This is a genomic window from Variovorax sp. 05L425 (genome assembly GCF_056397705.1).
The window spans coordinates 94,677-109,019 of sequence record NZ_JBFTNY010000005.1; the positions used below are offsets into that span (position 1 = coordinate 94,677).

Annotated in this window: 15 protein-coding genes; 5 read left to right on the forward strand and 10 right to left on the reverse strand. The window is 64.2% G+C overall.

Annotated features, from left to right (window positions below):
- Window positions 1-3 precede the first annotated feature (3 nt).
- Genes rplE through rplN form a run of 3 tightly spaced genes read right to left on the reverse strand, consistent with a single transcriptional unit; the run spans window position 4 to window position 1,251 of the window.
- A complete protein-coding gene (gene rplE / locus AC1DN9_RS07845) occupies window positions 4-543 on the reverse strand; it encodes a 50S ribosomal protein L5 (protein ID WP_028250827.1) in 540 nt (179 codons plus the stop codon).
- Between the two features lie 11 nt (window positions 544-554).
- On the reverse strand, window positions 555-872 hold the full coding sequence (rplX, locus tag AC1DN9_RS07850; protein WP_478098893.1) for a 50S ribosomal protein L24: 318 nt from the start codon (window positions 870-872) through the stop codon (window positions 555-557).
- 10 nt (window positions 873-882) lie between these two features.
- The gene (gene rplN / locus AC1DN9_RS07855) at window positions 883-1,251 is read right to left on the reverse strand and encodes a 50S ribosomal protein L14 (protein WP_093105273.1); all 369 of its coding nucleotides are present in this window, start codon (window positions 1,249-1,251) and stop codon (window positions 883-885) included.
- Window positions 1,252-1,474: 223 nt separating this feature from the next.
- Between rplN and AC1DN9_RS07860 the strand changes: the two genes are divergently transcribed.
- The gene (locus AC1DN9_RS07860; RefSeq protein ID WP_478098895.1) at window positions 1,475-2,626 is read left to right on the forward strand and encodes an esterase-like activity of phytase family protein; all 1,152 of its coding nucleotides are present in this window, start codon (window positions 1,475-1,477) and stop codon (window positions 2,624-2,626) included.
- 3 nt (window positions 2,627-2,629) lie between these two features.
- Window positions 2,630-3,487, forward strand: a complete 858-nt coding sequence (proC, locus tag AC1DN9_RS07865; RefSeq protein ID WP_478098896.1) for a pyrroline-5-carboxylate reductase — start codon at window positions 2,630-2,632, stop codon at window positions 3,485-3,487.
- 41 nt (window positions 3,488-3,528) lie between these two features.
- On the opposite strand, the gene ubiA is transcribed toward proC, so the two are convergent.
- The 4 genes from ubiA to recG all read right to left on the reverse strand — a co-directional run bounded on the left by ubiA (window position 3,529) and on the right by recG (window position 8,342).
- Window positions 3,529-4,428, reverse strand: coding sequence for a 4-hydroxybenzoate octaprenyltransferase (gene ubiA / locus AC1DN9_RS07870; protein ID WP_478098898.1), 900 nt, complete (start codon window positions 4,426-4,428; stop codon window positions 3,529-3,531).
- A 7-nt stretch (window positions 4,429-4,435) separates the two neighbouring features.
- Complete coding sequence (locus AC1DN9_RS07875) at window positions 4,436-5,023, reverse strand: Dps family protein (protein WP_478098899.1); 588 nt, start codon at window positions 5,021-5,023, stop codon at window positions 4,436-4,438.
- A gap of 104 nt (window positions 5,024-5,127) precedes the next feature.
- Complete coding sequence (locus AC1DN9_RS07880; RefSeq protein ID WP_478098900.1) at window positions 5,128-6,093, reverse strand: LysR substrate-binding domain-containing protein; 966 nt, start codon at window positions 6,091-6,093, stop codon at window positions 5,128-5,130.
- 134 nt (window positions 6,094-6,227) lie between these two features.
- Complete coding sequence (gene recG / locus AC1DN9_RS07885; protein WP_478098902.1) at window positions 6,228-8,342, reverse strand: ATP-dependent DNA helicase RecG; 2,115 nt, start codon at window positions 8,340-8,342, stop codon at window positions 6,228-6,230.
- An 85-nt stretch (window positions 8,343-8,427) separates the two neighbouring features.
- Here recG and queA point away from each other — a divergent pair, with 85 nt between their 5' ends.
- Entirely contained in the window at window positions 8,428-9,468 is a 1,041-nt protein-coding gene (gene queA, locus AC1DN9_RS07890) for a tRNA preQ1(34) S-adenosylmethionine ribosyltransferase-isomerase QueA (protein ID WP_478098903.1), read from the forward strand.
- A gap of 3 nt (window positions 9,469-9,471) precedes the next feature.
- The gene (tgt, locus tag AC1DN9_RS07895) at window positions 9,472-10,644 is read left to right on the forward strand and encodes a tRNA guanosine(34) transglycosylase Tgt (RefSeq protein WP_478098905.1); all 1,173 of its coding nucleotides are present in this window, start codon (window positions 9,472-9,474) and stop codon (window positions 10,642-10,644) included.
- On the opposite strand, the gene AC1DN9_RS07900 is transcribed toward tgt, so the two are convergent.
- Window positions 10,641-11,558, reverse strand: a complete 918-nt coding sequence (locus AC1DN9_RS07900; RefSeq protein ID WP_478098906.1) for an aldose 1-epimerase — start codon at window positions 11,556-11,558, stop codon at window positions 10,641-10,643. The genes tgt and AC1DN9_RS07900 overlap by 4 nt on opposite strands.
- An 86-nt stretch (window positions 11,559-11,644) precedes the next feature.
- On the opposite strand from AC1DN9_RS07900, the gene AC1DN9_RS07905 reads away from it, so the two are divergent.
- Entirely contained in the window at window positions 11,645-12,424 is a 780-nt protein-coding gene (locus tag AC1DN9_RS07905; RefSeq protein ID WP_478098907.1) for an SDR family NAD(P)-dependent oxidoreductase, read from the forward strand.
- Here the strand turns inward: AC1DN9_RS07905 and AC1DN9_RS07910 are convergent.
- Together AC1DN9_RS07910 and AC1DN9_RS07915 are read right to left on the reverse strand one after the other, a co-directional pair.
- The gene (locus AC1DN9_RS07910) at window positions 12,397-13,485 is read right to left on the reverse strand and encodes a serine endopeptidase (protein ID WP_478098909.1); all 1,089 of its coding nucleotides are present in this window, start codon (window positions 13,483-13,485) and stop codon (window positions 12,397-12,399) included. The two genes, AC1DN9_RS07905 and AC1DN9_RS07910, sit on opposite strands and share 28 nt — an antisense overlap.
- A 50-nt stretch (window positions 13,486-13,535) precedes the next feature.
- Window positions 13,536-14,324: a DUF2145 domain-containing protein gene (locus AC1DN9_RS07915; RefSeq protein ID WP_478099164.1), complete on the reverse strand. Its 789-nt coding sequence runs from the start codon at window positions 14,322-14,324 to the stop codon at window positions 13,536-13,538.
- Window positions 14,325-14,343: the final 19 nt, after the last annotated feature.

Here is a 14,343-nt window from a genome sequence, read left to right on the forward strand (position 1 = left end):
ACCTCAGTTCTTGAACGGGAAACGGAAGCCAGCGAGAAGCGCCTTGGCTTCTTCGTCGGTCTTTGCCGTCGTCGTGATGCTGATATTGAGGCCGCGCAGCGCATCGACCTTGTCGTACTCGATCTCAGGAAAGATGATCTGTTCCTTGACGCCGATGTTGTAGTTTCCACGGCCATCGAAAGCACGACCCGAGATACCGCGGAAATCGCGAACGCGCGGCAGCGCAACGGTCACGAAACGATCGAGAAATTCATACATTTGCACGCCGCGCAGCGTGACCATGCAGCCAATCGGCTGGTTCTCGCGAATCTTGAATCCTGCAATCGCCTTCTTCGACTTGGTCACTACAGGCTTCTGTCCAGCAATTTTGGTCAGATCAGCAACGGCGTTGTCGAGCACCTTCTTGTCGGCAACCGCTTCACCCACACCCATGTTGAGGGTGATTTTGGTCAAGCGCGGAACCTGCATCGGCGAGGTGTAGCCGAACTTTTCGGTCAGGTCTTTCGCGACTTTTTCGCGATAGTGTTGTTGGAGACGAGCCATGTGAGTACCCCTTAGGCGGCCTTGATTTCTTCGCCGCTGGACTTGAAGACGCGCACGCGCTTGCCGTCCGTGACCTTGATGCCCACGCGATCGGCCTTGCCGGTCGCAGCATTGAAGATCGCCACGTTGGATTGGTGAATCGGCATGGCCTTCTCGACGATGCCACCTGTCGTACCCTTCAGGGGGTTCGGCTTGGTGTGCTTCTTGACGAGGTTGATGCCGTCGACGATGACAAACGAGTCATCCTTGCGCAGCGACACAGTGCCACGCTTGCCTTTGTCGCGCCCGGCCAACACGATGACCTGGTCGCCTTTGCGAATCTTGTTCATGGCACTGTCCTTACAGAACTTCAGGTGCCAACGACACGATCTTCATGAACTTTTCAGTACGCAGTTCGCGCGTGACCGGTCCAAAGATACGGGTGCCGATGGGCTCCAACTTGGCATTGAGCAGCACAGCCGCATTGCCATCAAACTTAACGAGCGAGCCGTCACTGCGACGGATGCCCTTGGCGGTGCGAACCACCACTGCGCTGTAGATCTCGCCCTTCTTGACGCGACCCCGCGGAGCGGCTTCCTTAATGCTGACCTTGATGACATCGCCCACGCTGGCGTAACGCCGCTTGGAGCCACCGAGCACCTTGATACACAGGACGGATTTCGCGCCCGTGTTGTCGGCCACATCGAGCCGGGATTCAGTTTGGATCATTTCGTGATATTCCCAACTTGTACCGCTTCACCGGCCCGGACAACTCCGAAACGACTCAACGATCAGTCTTGGGCCCGTCGTCCACGCACCAAAACCACTTCGGTGCGCTTCCGCTGGGCAGAAGCTTCGCCTTTCTGAAGCGAAGCCTGCGATTGTTGCACAGCATTTGTCGACCGTCAACACCTTGCGTTGCGATGGGGCCCTACCCCGTAGACTTCCGGCCGTGCGCGTCCAACATTCGATCTCGTTCACCCGGCGCCAATGGCTGCTCTCCGCGGCGGCAATTGCGGGCGGAGCCCTCGGTTGCAAAAGCGGAATCTGCGCAACTACCGGCCCGGAGCGTCTGCGTCTCGTAGCCGAAGCGCGTTGGCCACATCGCCTCGCCTTTCAGGGAACAGCCGTCGGCGGCCTTTCAGGCATCGACTACGACACCGAAAGACGTGAGTACTTGCTTCTGAGCGACGATCGATCAGATTTGAATCCCGTTCGGTTTTACGGCATGCATTGGACGCCTGGGAAGGACGATGGCGCCCCCCAATTGACCGCCGTGGTGGTATTAAAACAGTCAAACAACACACCGTGGCCGGCCAGGCGCCATGCGCCTGAAGCCGTGCCGGTCCCCGATCCGGAATCCATCAGATGGCGTCCAGGCACCGGGACGTTGCTCTGGACCAGCGAGGGCGATGAGCGGCGCGGTTTCGGTCCCGCGCTCTACGAGTCGAATCCGGACGGCGCGCTGGTCCGCGAGATTCCGCTTCCGGTCATGTTTCAGCCGTCCGCTGACGGCCGACACGGCGCCCGCGACAACCTCGGCCTTGAGGGACTCGCGCTGACGCCCGACAATCGGCACGCCTGGGTGGCCATGGAAAACGCGCTGATTCAGGACGGCCCGATTCCTACGCTCGCCGGGGTGGGCGGTCCTTGCCGATTCACGCGGATCAAGATTTCGACAGGAGTGGTCGATCGCCAGATCGCCTACGTGCCAGACGCCATTCCGACACGGCCACTCATACCCTGGACGCATGCCGACAACGGCGTCAGCGAAGTGCTGATGATCGACGTCAACCGCATGCTGGTGCTCGAACGCGCCTATGCCACCGGGGTCGGCAACTCGGTCCGTCTCTATGAAATAGATACCCGGGACGCCACCGATATCTTGGCCGTCGAAGCCCTCACGCCGGACAATCATCGGTCTGCGCCAAAGAAACTGGTCGCCGATTTAGCTTCGCTCGGGCTGTCGCGCGTGGACAACACCGAAGGCCTCTGCTGGGGTCCCAATTTGCCGAACGGCAACCGACTGCTGGTCGCGGTGAGCGACGACAATTTCAATCCGCTGCAGATCACCCAGTTCGCAGCATTCGAATTCACCGGATAAGTCATGAATATCGCCGTCACCTTCCTGCCCCGCCGGGAACCGACCCCCCTGCCGCCCATCGGCTTCATCGGCGGAGGAAACATGGCCAGCGCCATCATCGGGGGGCTCGTGAAACAGGACGTTCCTGCGAACGCCTTCGAAGTCGTCGAACCCTTTGACGAAGCGCGCGCAAGGCTGGCTCACGATTTCGGCATCAACGCCCAGGCGGAAGCCAGTACAGCGCTGGCGCGCTGCGAAGTCGTCGTGTGGGCGGTCAAACCGCAGACTTTCGCGACGGCCGCGCAGGCCGTACGCGGACTGGCAGCGAACGCCCTGCACCTCAGCGTCGCGGCCGGGATTCCGTCAGACAGCATCGCGCGCTGGCTCGCCACGGAGCGGGTGGTCCGCGCAATGCCCAATACCCCCGCCCTCATCGGCCAAGGAATGACCGGCCTGTTCGCGCGCGACGCCGTCGACAGCGAAGGTCGCAAGCTCGTCGAACAGGTCCTGGCCCCCACAGGCGACCTGATGTGGGTCGACGCCGAGGCCGCACTCGACGCAGTGACGGCGGTTTCCGGCTCCGGTCCGGCGTACGTGTTCTATTTCATCGAGGCCATGACGGAGGCCGGCGTCGAACTCGGACTGACGGCCGAACAGGCGCATCGACTCGCCGTGGGAACTTTCTCCGGCGCCTCGGCCCTGGCGAGCAATGCGACCGAACCGCCTTCAGTCCTGCGTGAACGCGTGACATCCAGGGGCGGCACAACCTACGCCGCGATCACCGCCTTGGAGAACGCTGAAGTCAAGGCGAAATTCAAGGACGCAATCCGCGCGGCGCACAAGCGCGCTGCTGAACTTGGCGAGGAGTTCGGAAAAGGCTGATCCCCAACCCGAGGCTCAGGCTTCGGCGGTCGACGGCCGCCTCAACGCAGCAAGTAGCCTGCCGCGACGCCCGCAAATACGGTGAAGCCCAGCCAATGATTGAGTCGGAAGGCCTTGAAACACCCGTCGCGGGTGCGATCGTGAATCAGGCGCCAGTGCCATAGCGCCTGTGCACCGGCGATGGCTATCGCCACATGAAAGACTGCGCCCAGCGATCTACCGGCACCGGCGGCGGCCCATACAGCCAGAAAGATCGCATAGCTCACCATGACCATCGCGACATCGAAGCGCCCGAATGTGATAGCCGAGGTCTTCATGCCGATCTTCAGATCGTCGTCGCGATCCACCATTGCGTATTCGGTGTCGTACGCCAGCACCCAGAACAAGTTGCCGGCGAGCAGCCACCAGGCGAGTTCAGGCACGCTGCCGCGCACGGCCGCAAACGCCATCGGAATGCCGAAGCTGAACGCGATGCCCAGGACAGCCTGCGGAATCGACACAAACCGCTTGGCAAACGGATAGATCAGCGTCACGGCAAGCGCAGCGAAGGACAACAGAACCGCGAAACGATTGGTCGTCAGGACCAGCGCAAAGGCGGCGAGCGCCAGGACCGCGCCGACCGTAAGCGCCTCTCCGACAGAGATCGCACCGCTGGTGACTGGCCGCTGCGCCGTCCGCTTGACGTGACGATCGAAATCGCGGTCGGCCACATCGTTCACGCAGCAGCCCGCGCTGCGCATGAGGATGGTGCCTGCGACAAACACTGCGAGCAGATGCCACCCCGGCCATCCTTCGGCGGCGAACCACAATCCACCCAATGTCGGCCAAAGAAGCAGCAGCCACCCCGCTGGACGATTCCATCGGATCAGGTCGAGGTACAGCGCAAAGCGCCCGCGATGCGGCGCGGGCGCGGGTTGGAATGGCCCAGCGGCGGGCATCATGGGTGCGTCAGTCTTCAAGCAGGGAACGCAGCATCCAGGCCGTCTGGTCGTGCACAGTGCAACGCGCGGTCAGCATGTCCGCGGTCGGATCGTCGCCCGCTTCCTCGGCAACCGGAATGAATTCGCGCGCGATGCGCGAGACGGTTTCATGGCCCTTGACCAGGATGCGCACCATCTCCATGGCCTTGGGTGGGCTCTGCGGAACGTCAGGCACGGTCGCGATCTTGCTGAATTCGGCGTACGAGCCGGGCGCGTAGTGACCTAGCGCACGAATACGTTCGGCGATGACATCCGTCGAAGCCCACAGCTCGGTGTACTGGGTCATGAACATCGCGTGGAGCGAGTTGAAGTGCGGCCCTGTCACGTTCCAGTGGAAATTGTGTGTAGTGAGGTAGAGCGTGTAGGTATCCGCCAGCACGCGGCTCAACCCCTCGGCGATGGCGGCGCGATCCTGGCGCTCGATGCCGATGTTGATGATCGGTGCATTGCGGCTGCCCGACGCCTCCGCGACGACAACGCCGCCCTTCTTGGGCACCTTTCCGGCAGACGGAGCGGCGGTGGCAGGAGACTTGGGTTTCTTCACGACTTTTGCCATGGCGGTGAGCTCTTTCTTCAAGTGAATTGACGTCTGGAAAGCCGCACTCTATCGCAGCCTTTGCGTCCGGCGCAGGTCCCGTTCGTAGGCCAATGGCGCGTTTTTCAGGAGAGGCGCTTGACGCCCGGCAACTCGCAGGCATAGATCGCGTTTCGAAGCGCCGCAATGGCCTCGTAGCGCGTGAAGCTGCGCCGCCAGGCCAGAACCACGCGGCGCGTCGGCGGGTCTCCACCCTGCGTGTCGAGGACCGGGAGGTACCGCACGATCTGTTCCGGCTCCTTGCGCCCCTTGGACCGGGGCTTGAGGGCATCGGCCGGCACCGACAGGCGCGGCACCAGCGTGACGCCCATGCCGGAGGCCACCATGTGCTTGATGGTCTCGAGCGACGAGCCTTCGAAGCTCTTCCGGATGCCCTCGGCGTTGCTTGAAAAGCGAGCGAACTCCGGGCAAACCTCCAGCACGTGGTCGCGAAAACAGTGGCCGGTGCCGAGCAGGAGCATGGTCTCCTTCTTGAGTTCGTCGGAAGTCACGGACTCTCTGTTCGCCAGCGGATGATGGGCCGGCAATGCGGCCATGAAGGGCTCGTCGTAGAGCTGTGCCATGGCCAGGCCCGTATCCGGGAAGGGCTCGGCCATGATGGCGCAGTCGATCTCGCCTGAGCGCAGCATTTCGAGCAACTTGGCCGTGAAGTTCTCCTGCAGCACCAGCGGCATCTGCGGCGTGCGCGCGATGTTCTGGCGCACGAGGTCAGGCAGGAGGTACGGGCCGATGGTGTAGATCACACCGAGGTTCAACGGGCCGGACAGCGGGTCCTTTCCGCGCTTGGCGATTTCCTTGATGCTGGCCGCCTGGTCCAGCACGCTCTGGGCCTGCTGGACGATCTGTTCGCCGAGCGGCGTGACCGTGACTTCGCCAGCGCTGCGCTCGAACAACTTGACTTCGAGTTCGTCCTCCAGCTTCTTGATCGCCACGGACAGAGTCGGTTGCGACACGTAGCAGGCTTCTGCGGCCTTGCCGAAATGCCGCTCTCGCGCGACCGCGACGATGTATTTGAGTTCGGTCAGAGTCATAGAGAAATTATTGCTCGCCCCCAGGTTGGCTCACTTCGTGTAGCCGCCCACCCCCTACCGGGGGCAACACCGGTGGCCCGGCCAAGCCGGTTCCACGGTGTTTCCGGAACGGGCTGGCTTCGCTGGCCTGGTGATCATGCTTTCAGGTATTCGGCTTTGCTTCCTAGCCAGCGGTCTACGTGTTTTTGGGCCAGGTCGGGATGACGGTCCAGCATTTTGGGGGCCAGTTCGCGGGCCCAGTCTAGAAGGAGTGCATCGGTGGTGAGATCGGCGAAGCGGAGCAGCGGGGCGCCGGATTGGCGGGCGCCCAGGAATTCGCCGGGGCCGCGGATGTCCAGGTCGCGTCTTGCGATTTCGAAGCCGTCGCTGGTCTCGGCCATGGCCTTGAGACGGGCTCGGGCTGCTTCTCCGACTCGGCCGCCTTCATTGGGGGCGTAGAGGAGCACGCAGGCGGATGCGGCCGCGCCTCGACCGACGCGGCCTCGCAGTTGATGCAACTGGGACAGGCCGAAGCGCTCGGCGTGTTCGATCACCATCAGCGACGCATTGGGCACGTCGACGCCGACTTCGATCACTGTTGTGCTGACGAGCACCTGCAGGCGGCTGGCCGTGAAGCTCTCCATGACCACCTGCTTCTCGGCGGTGGGCATGCGCGAGTGCAAAAGGCCGACGCTGACTTCGGCGCCGAGCGCTTCGGCCAATTCGTCGCGGGTTTCGGTGGCGTTGCGCAGGTCCACGGCCTCGCTTTCCTCGATCAAGGGGCAGACCCAGTAGACCTGACGACCCTGCTCGAGCTGGGCACGAATTCGGTCGATGACTTCGTCCCGCCGGTGATCCGCGACCAGCTTCGTGACGATCGGTGTACGGCCGGGCGGCAGTTCGTCGAGCGTGGACACGTCGAGGTCGGCGTAGTAGCTCATCGCGAGTGTTCTGGGAATCGGCGTGGCGCTCATCATCAGCAGATGCGGCTCGAAATCGCCGCTCGCCTTGCCGCGAAGGGCCAGCCGCTGGGCCACGCCGAAACGATGCTGCTCGTCGATGACTGCGAGCGCCAGGTTCTTGAAGCGCACCTTTTCGGAGATGACCGCGTGGGTGCCAACGACAAGGGCCGCCTCGCCACTCTCGACCGCAGCCATCATCGTGTCGCGCTCCTTTTTCTTCTGGCTGCCGGTGAGCCAGGCGACGCGCAGGCCGTGCTCGGCCAACAACGGATCGAGCCAGCCCACCAGCTTGCCGAAATGCTGGGCCGCGAGGATTTCGGTTGGCGCCATCAGCGCGCATTGGTAGCCCGCGTCGATGCAGCGTGCGGCAGCGAGCGCGGCCACGACGGTCTTGCCTGATCCGACATCGCCCTGGAGCAGCCTGTGCATCGGAATTTCTCGCGCGAGATCGCGCGTGATCTCGCCGCCGACACGCTGCTGTGCCCCCGTCAGCGCAAATGGCAGCGCAGCCAACAGATCGCGATGGAGTGCACCCCCGGATGCGTCGACTTCAAGGACCGGCGCGCGCTGGGCTGCGCGCGCACGTCGTGCCTGCAGTTGCGAAAGTTGCTGCGCCAGGAGTTCGTCCGCCTTGAGCCGTTGCCAGGCTGGATGGCTGTGATCCTCCAACGTGGCGATCGCGACATCGGGCGCTGGGTAGTGGAGAAAGGTGAGTGCGCGACGGAGGTCCCAAGCGCCTTGCGGGGCAGCGCCTGCCGGGAGCGTCTCGTCGAGCACAGCCCGTGCGAGGCCCGAGCGGACCTCGCGCCGCAAGACCGGCTGGGCCAGCCCTGCGATCGTCGAATAGACCGGCGTCAATGCTTCCGGCAACGCAGTGCCGGCAGCCTTGACGGCGGGGTGCATCATCTGGCGCCCCACGAATCCACCGCGCACTTCGCCCCGCACGCGCACCTTCGAGCCGACTGCAAGCTGCTTCTGCTGCGACGGATAGAAATTGAAGAAGCGTAATTGGCAGGTGTCGCTGCCGTCGTCGACGGTCACGATCAATTGGCGGCGCGGGCGAAAGACGACCTCGCTCTCGGTCACCACGGCCTCGATCTGCGCCATGTCGCCGTCGCGCGTGTCCGCCAGTCGAACGACGCGCGTTTCGTCCTCGTAGCGCATCGGCAAATAGAGTGCGAAATCGATGTCGCGCTGCAGGCCAAGCTTGCGAAGCGCGCGCTGGATGGCGCTCAGTCCCGTGCCGGGCGAGGGCGGCGGCGCTGCTGAAGGCTTTTCCGGGGACGAAGGCTTGGCGGCGACAGGCATGGGACAATTCTGCCCGCCTCTTCGCATTCATTCCGAATCCGTTCCCCCGCCTCCTTGGCACGGGCCTGTCCGGCCCTCAAGCACCATGCGCGACTTCACGCTTTCCCATTTCGATTTCGACCTGCCGCCCGAACTGGTGGCCCAGCATCCCGCCGCAGAACGCAGCGCTTCCCGACTTCTCGACGGCTCCGGCGACGCACCGGTCGACCGGATCTTCAGGGACCTTCCGTCGCTGCTCAGGCCTGGCGACCTGCTTGTCTTCAATGACACGCGCGTCGTCAAGGCGCGGCTCTTCGGCGAAAAGCCAACCGGCGGCAAACTCGAACTCCTCGTGGAGCGCGTGCTGCAAGGCGACGAAGTCGTCGCGCACATGAAAGTCAGCAAGAAGCCGCAGGTGGGCACCACGCTCACCATGGTCGGCGGCTTCAGTGCCAAGCTGCTCGGTCGCTGGCCGGAGGAAGACGGCGCCCTCTTCCGCTTCCGCTTCGAAAGCCCGTCGGGCGAAGACCCCTACGCATTGATGGCCCGCTGCGGCCACGTGCCGCTGCCGCCCTACATCACGCACACCGACTCTGCTGACGACGAAAGCCGCTACCAGACAGTGTTCGCCCGCGTGCCCGGCGCCGTGGCCGCGCCGACGGCAGCGCTGCATTTCGACCCGGCCCTGCTCGCCGAATTGGAAGCCCGCGGCGTGCAACGCGCCAACGTCACGCTTCACGTCGGCGCCGGTACCTTCCAGCCCGTCAAGACGGAGAACATCGCCGAGCACACGATGCACGCCGAGCGTTATGAAGTGCCCGCCGCCACCCAAAGTGCAATCGCCGAGGCCAAGGGCCGCGGCGGTCGCATCGTCGCCGTCGGCACCACCACCGTCCGCACGCTCGAATCGTGGGCCAAGAGCGGCGAGGCCGCCGGCGACACGCGCATCTTCATCACCCCCGGCTTTGCCTTCGAGCATGTCGATCTGCTCGTTACCAACTTCCACCTGCCCAAGAGCACGCTCATGATGCTGGTCAGCGCCTTCGCGGGCTACGAACACGTCATGGCGCTGTATGCCCACGCCATCCGCGAGCGCTACCGCTTCTTCAGTTACGGCGATGCGATGCTCCTCGCCAGAAAGCACTGATCCATGCTGAACTTCGAACTCCTCGCCACCGACCCGTCAAGCCACGCGCGGCGCGGCACGCTCACGCTGAACCACGGTGCCGTGCAGACACCCATCTTCATGCCCGTGGGCACCTACGGCACCGTCAAGGGCGTGATGCCGCGCAGTCTCGAAGAGATGGGCGCGCAGATCATCCTCGGCAACACCTTTCATCTCTGGATGCGCCCTGGCCTCGACGTGATGGCCAGCTTCGGCGGCCTTCATCAGTTCGAGAAGTGGAACAAGCCCATCCTCACTGACTCCGGCGGCTTCCAGGTGTGGTCGCTGGGCGCCATGCGCAAGATCAGCGAGGAAGGCGTGAAGTTCGCCTCGCCGGTCAACGGCGACAAGCTGTTTCTCACACCCGAAGTCTCGATGCAGATCCAGACCATCCTCAACAGCGACATCGTCATGCAGTTCGACGAATGCACGCCCTATGAGACACAAGGCCACATGACGACGGAAGCCGAGGCGCGCAAGTCCATGGAGCTCAGCCTGCGCTGGGCCCATCGCTGCCAGACCGAATTCGCGCGACTCGAAAACCCGAATGCGCTCTTCGGCATCGTCCAGGGCGGCATGTTCGAGAACCTGCGCGAAGAATCGCTCGCGAAGTTGGTGGACATGAATTTCCCGGGCTATGCGATCGGTGGCGTGAGCGTGGGCGAGCCCAAGGACGAAATGCTGCGCATCATGGCGCACACGCCGCACAAATTGCCGGCCGACAAGCCGCGCTACCTGATGGGCGTCGGCACGCCGGAGGATCTGGTCGAAGGCGTGGCACAGGGTGTCGACATGTTCGACTGCGTGATGCCGACGCGCAACGCCCGCAATGGCACGCTGTTCTCGCGCTACGGCGACCTCAAGATGCGCAATGCGCGCCACAAGAGCGATCCGCACCCGATCGACGCAAGCTGCACGTGTCATGCGTGCGCCGGCACGTCGGGCGTGCCGTGGAACGAGGGCGGCCGCGACGGCTTCAGCCGCGCCTACCTGCATCACCTCGACCGGTGCGGAGAGATGCTCGGGCCGATGCTCACGACCATCCACAACCTGCACTACTACCTGAGCCTGATGCGCGAGATTCGCGAGGCGCTGGACGCGGGCCGCTTCACCGAGTTCCGCGCGCAATTCAAGGCCGACCGCGCACGCGGCATCTAGGCGGATCGAAGGGCCCAGTTCCCCGACAAGGTCTCGCCCGGCGCGAGGACCGCGCCGCCGAGTTCGCTCGATCCGTAACGGCCCGACAGGTTGATCGCATCGGTGCACTGGCTCACCGGCTCGGCGCAGAAGTGATCTGCTCCGCGCGGGCAGTACAGCACGAAGAAATCGAACGTTGAATCGGCCGACATCTCCAGTGCACGTGCTTCATTCGGCCAATCGATGCGAGCCGTGCGCGACCAGCCGGTGAAGTTGTTGTCTAGGTCCAGCGTCGACAGCAGCACGCCTTCGCGCAGCCGATCCACCTCCGGCGTCGGCTCGAGCGCCACCGGCATCACCTCCGCATCGCCGCGCCACATGGCTGCGGTCGTTGTCTGCAAACGCGTGCCAGCGCGATGGGGGTAGTAGGGGTGATGGCCGATCCCGGCCGGCATGGGGGCCGTGTCGCGGTTGGTCAGCGTGACAGTGCAGCGCAGCCCGGAGGGATCGAGCTCGAACGATTGCGAAGCCTCGAAGCGCCAAGGCCACTGCGTGTCAGCTTCGACGGCGAGCTCGAGTCTGGCTTGGGTCGGCGAAGACTGAGCGACCTTCCAGGGCCGCATCCATCCGATGCCGTGCAGTGTGTGCTTGCCCGAAGGTCCGGCGGGGTGCCCCGTTGCGATCGCGATGTCGCGGCCTCCGAAGTGCGCGCGACCGTCCCTGATGCGGTTGCACCAGGGCAGGAGCGGAAAGCTCGCCATCGCGAAAGGATCTCGTCGCGCCAAGGCGTCGTCGGTCGCCGGTCGAAGCCAATGGAAGCGCGCGTCGGCCTGTTCGTCATAGAGCGCCCCGATGGCACCACCCAGTTCCGGCACCAGCACCAGCCGTACGGAGCCCGCGGAAAGCTGCACCAAGCTCGTCTTGTTCTCTTTCATGCGATTCGCACCATGGATCGTCGTGACCGCGGCATTCTCGTTCACACGGGTGGCAAAGCTGAACCGCCGAGGGTCAAAATGCCTTCATGACCGAATCGACCTCCCCTTCCCCGTCGGCGCGCTATCCATCGCTGGTCGGCCGCACGGTCTTCATCTCCGGCGGCGCGAGCGGCATCGGGGAAGCGCTGGTGCGCGCCTTCCACGGGCAAGGCGCTCGCGTCGCCTTCTGCGATCTCGACGTGGCGGCAGGCCGAGCACTGGCGAGCCAGCTGGGCACGGAAAACGAAGCGCTCTTTCTCGAATGCGACGTGACGGATGTGACCGCACTGCATGCCACGATCGCCGCGGCGCGGGCGCGCTTCGGGCCGATCAAGGTGCTCGTCAACAACGCCGCCAACGACCGCCGCCACGAGATGGCCGACGTCACCAGCGACGACTTCGATCGGCTGGTCGCCGTCAACTTCAAGCACCAGTTCTTTGCCGCGCAGGCGGTGGCAGACGACATGCGCGCGCTTGGCGGCGGCTCGATCATCAACTTCGGATCGATCAGCTGGATGATCAAGGGCCGCGGCTATCCGGTCTACCAGGCCTGCAAATCCGCGGCGCGCGGACTGACCCGATCGCTGGCGCGCGACCTCGGCAAGCAGAACATCCGCGTCAACTCGATCGTTCCGGGCTGGGTGATGACCGAGCGGCAATTGCGCCTTTGGGTCAAGCCCGAATCCGGTGCCGAGATCGACGCCGCGCAGTGCCTCCCCGGTCGCTTGATGGCCGAGGACATCGCCAGCATGGCGCTCTTCCTCGCGGCGGACGATTCGAAGATGTGTACTGCGCAGGATTACGTCGTCGACGCCGGCTGGACCTGAGGGCGCAGATCGCGCAGCGCGTCGGCCGCCATCGCGCCGGCGCCACAGGCGTGGCAGAACCTCGAGAAGGCGCTCTTGCGCGCCTTGCATACGTGGCAGTGATCGAACAGCCCGATGCCGCAGTGCGGGCAGAAGTCGATCTCGGTGTTCTTCAAGTCCACGGGCCGCTCGCATCCCGGGCACACGCTCTTGGCGAGCCGGGCCAGCGCGGTGTCGTAGCTCAGCTCGTTGCGACGCACTGTGTCGGGCTGCGCCTCGGCGAGCTTCTGGCGCGCCAGGTACCTATTCAACGCCACGATCGCATACCGCCCGACGAGCACCGTCACCACGATGCCCACTGCATAGCGCACATACCCACCGTAGCTCGGCAAGTACGGCACGAGTTCGACGAAGAACGCGAACAGCGCAAAGAAGATGAAGCCCCAGACAAATGGCCACCAGGTGCTCTTGCGCTTCTTCGCGAACAGCCAGCCCGCGATCACGAGCAGCGGCAGGGTGAGTGCCAGGCGATAGCTGAACACGCGCAGCTCGACGCGACGGTTTTCCGCATCCAGCCGGGTGCGCGCCTGGTCCTCCAACTCGGCGAGCCGCTGTTGGGCGCGCTGGCGCGACTGTCGGGCGTCGAGCGCAACCTGCCGTTGCGCACCCACAGCCCGTTCCGCTTCATCCTCCTTGAGCTTCAGCGCATCCAGCGCCTTGGTGCGGGAAATAAGTTCAGTGTCCTGGTCGGGTTGCGCGGTGGCGTGCCGCGTTGCGACCCAGTTCGAGAAGGTCTCGCGCGCTGCGCGACTCGCCTGCCGTGCGGTAAGGAGCTTGAGGTCCGCCTGCTCCCGTTCGCGTGCCGCATCCTGCTCCACGCGCTCGGCTTCGCGGACGGTGTTGCGCAGCGGGTCGGCCGCGGCGTGGTCGATGAAGTCGTCGAGGTCGAGCCTGTGCTCGACGCGCGGCAGATCTCCGACGATCGTGCTGCCCAGTCCGATGAGAAAGCTGGCGAACACCAGCGCCACCACCCAAAGGCCGCGGCGAAACCACTTTTCGGACAGGCGCAGGGACTTGCTCATCGAGTTCCTTCTGGATTGGGGATTCAGGTTCCGGACGTCGCGATTCTGGTCTAAAGCTTCAGCACCACGGGCGCGGCACCGAGTCCGGTGCGGGGCATCCAGGCGAAGACCGAATCCACAGTTACCGTCTCGATGCGATCGGAAAAGCGCTTCTCGTTGGGATGGTCGTCGAAGGCGACGTTGGCCGATCCGACGCGACCGCCGAGGCGCGTGAGCGGCCCAAGCCGGAGCGTCGTCGGCTCGTATCCCTTGAAGTGCAGCCAGGCCTGCGCCTGCTCGCGGCTTGCGATGGCGGCTGGCTCCATGGCGCCAGCGAGCGTCTCGATGGCCCACTGGTTCGACTGCTGGTACTTCAAGCCCCACGCATAGCTCACGACGCTGTAGGGCGCGGTGTGCAAGCGGATGATGCGCGCTGGAGACTCGTTGAGCGCCGCCAGCAGTTGCGCCTGCACGCTCGGCGTCGGCACGATCCAGGCCGCCTCGTAGCGCCACAGATCATCGAGAAAGAACTCGCCCAAACCTTGCCGGTACACGGCGGCGACCGCGGTACCGCACAGGTTGAGCTTGTGGACCACGCGCCAGGTTCCAGCGTTCGTCTTGTAGGCCAAACCGAGGTGCGAATAGCGCAGACCGTACTTGCTCAAGTCCTGTCCGGCCCGCGCCAGGAAAACGACCTTTGCCCCGCTCGCGTCGAGCTGCTGCACCGTTCGTTCGGCGAGTTGCATGCCCTTCATGACCGCCGCCGCAGTGGGCTTCGCCGGCTCGCACGATCGACCGGCATGGGCGTTCAACGGGAACAGGAACGTCCCGGCCAGCGCGACGACAACCGCCGTCAGGATCAGCTGCACCACTGCTTTC

Bases quoted from the DNA above. Each gene is read 5' to 3' on its own strand.
- rplE (WP_028250827.1), bottom strand. From the start codon at position 543: ATGGCTCGTCTCCAACAACACTATCGCGAAAAAGTCGCGAAAGACCTG.
- AC1DN9_RS07910 (WP_478098909.1), bottom strand. From the start codon at position 13,485: ATGAGCAAGTCCCTGCGCCTGTCCGAAAAGTGGTTTCGCCGCGGCCTT.
- AC1DN9_RS07880 (WP_478098900.1), bottom strand. From the start codon at position 6,093: ATGACTCTGACCGAACTCAAATACATCGTCGCGGTCGCGCGAGAGCGG.
- proC (WP_478098896.1), top strand. From the start codon at position 2,630: ATGAATATCGCCGTCACCTTCCTGCCCCGCCGGGAACCGACCCCCCTG.
- queA (WP_478098903.1), top strand. From the start codon at position 8,428: ATGCGCGACTTCACGCTTTCCCATTTCGATTTCGACCTGCCGCCCGAA.
- rplN (WP_093105273.1), bottom strand. From the start codon at position 1,251: ATGATCCAAACTGAATCCCGGCTCGATGTGGCCGACAACACGGGCGCG.
- rplX (WP_478098893.1), bottom strand. From the start codon at position 872: ATGAACAAGATTCGCAAAGGCGACCAGGTCATCGTGTTGGCCGGGCGC.
- AC1DN9_RS07900 (WP_478098906.1), bottom strand. From the start codon at position 11,558: ATGAAAGAGAACAAGACGAGCTTGGTGCAGCTTTCCGCGGGCTCCGTA.
- recG (WP_478098902.1), bottom strand. From the start codon at position 8,342: ATGCCTGTCGCCGCCAAGCCTTCGTCCCCGGAAAAGCCTTCAGCAGCG.
- AC1DN9_RS07905 (WP_478098907.1), top strand. From the start codon at position 11,645: ATGACCGAATCGACCTCCCCTTCCCCGTCGGCGCGCTATCCATCGCTG.
- AC1DN9_RS07875 (WP_478098899.1), bottom strand. From the start codon at position 5,023: ATGGCAAAAGTCGTGAAGAAACCCAAGTCTCCTGCCACCGCCGCTCCG.
- ubiA (WP_478098898.1), bottom strand. From the start codon at position 4,428: ATGATGCCCGCCGCTGGGCCATTCCAACCCGCGCCCGCGCCGCATCGC.
- tgt (WP_478098905.1), top strand. From the start codon at position 9,472: ATGCTGAACTTCGAACTCCTCGCCACCGACCCGTCAAGCCACGCGCGG.